Annotated in this window: 1 protein-coding gene; it reads right to left on the reverse strand. The window is 43.8% G+C overall.

Features of this window, described 5'->3' with window-relative positions; all coding sequences use genetic code 11:
• Positions 1-916: IS110 family RNA-guided transposase (locus tag M3210_RS19950; protein ID WP_251518030.1), on the reverse strand; the 916-nt coding region annotated here is incomplete at its 3' end.
• Between the last annotated feature and the right edge of the window lie 376 nt (positions 917-1,292).

Genomic DNA, 1,292 nt, shown 5'->3' on the forward strand with positions numbered 1-1,292 from the left:
CGAAGCGTTCAATCTGTCCAATTTCAGCTTGAATACCGGCAGCTAATACTGGTCCGATGCCAGGGATAGACTGTAGCGTTTGCGGCAAACCTTTCATGATTCGCTCGATGGATTTATCCAGTTCTTTGATCTGTTTTTCAAACGTCCGAATCAATGTAATCGAGGTGCCTAGTATGGTGTCGATGGAGTCTTCCACCACTTTGTCTAAACGATAGGAAGAGCGAACGGCCTTCTGAATGGACTTGGCCACACAATCTGGATCAGGGAATCTATTTTTTCCCTGTTTCTGTAGATAGTCAGCCAAGTCTTCCAAAGACATGTTCGATAACTCATCCAGACTGTAGTTTTCAAGGAAAAGATCCATCATCGCTTTACCAAATACAGAGGATTCTACTTCCTCCGTGAATGTATTACATTTGTAGCTTAGATACTGAAGGAAACGCTGCTTTTCCTGCGTGATTTGGCGGACAATCTGGTAACGTGCCCGTGTCAACTGTTGAAGAGCCACATACTGTTCTTCTTTCACAACCGACATCGGCAAGCGACCAAAACGGAGATAGTCAGCGATGACGAAGGCATCAATTTCATCCGTCTTGTCCATATCGCTGTAGCTCTTCTTGAAATTCGCTATCTGTTTGGGATTCATGACCAACACTTGCCCACCAAGAGCTTGAATCGACTCATCATTATGTAAAAACATGGATGGATGAAAACTATAAACACTGGTAGATTCCAGCCCAATTCGTAGGATAGTGACATCTTGATCCTTAGCTGTCTTTAAAATCTTGTTTCTAAGCTGTGTAGCACCTGGCAAATCATTGGACACGGTGAAGGAAGCTAACTGTTCGCCCTCACCATTTAAAAAGCAAACCTTGATATCAAAAGAACTAACGTCTAAACCAACAAATAATTTCATGGGATTAACACTCCTTTCGATTTAGAATCATTGGAACTTATTCTTGGACGCTCTGGGATATCCCTAGTGTGGGCGCCGATCAGCAGCCTCGTGTATGAGTACTCTCCTTGCATCGAAAGCCGCCCTGGAGCTACTAACATCCAGGTTTGAACATCAAGGGGTACAGCCTGCGTGTTTGAAGGCCAAAACGCACACTGGGATTCAGTCTTATTAATGCGGTTAAGCCCGCAGGGGGAGAAAGAATTGTCCCAAATGATCCTAAGACCATTATCTAGGAATATCCCAGAGCGTCCAAGTCATTTGACATATCAACAGGGTGAATTACAAGGAAATAATAGGCGGAAAATGTAGGCCTAAACATAATATACGAGGGGGA

The sequence above is a fragment of the Oceanobacillus luteolus genome, assembly GCF_023715655.1.
In the GTDB taxonomy this organism is placed as follows: domain Bacteria; phylum Bacillota; class Bacilli; order Bacillales; family Amphibacillaceae; genus Oceanobacillus; species Oceanobacillus luteolus.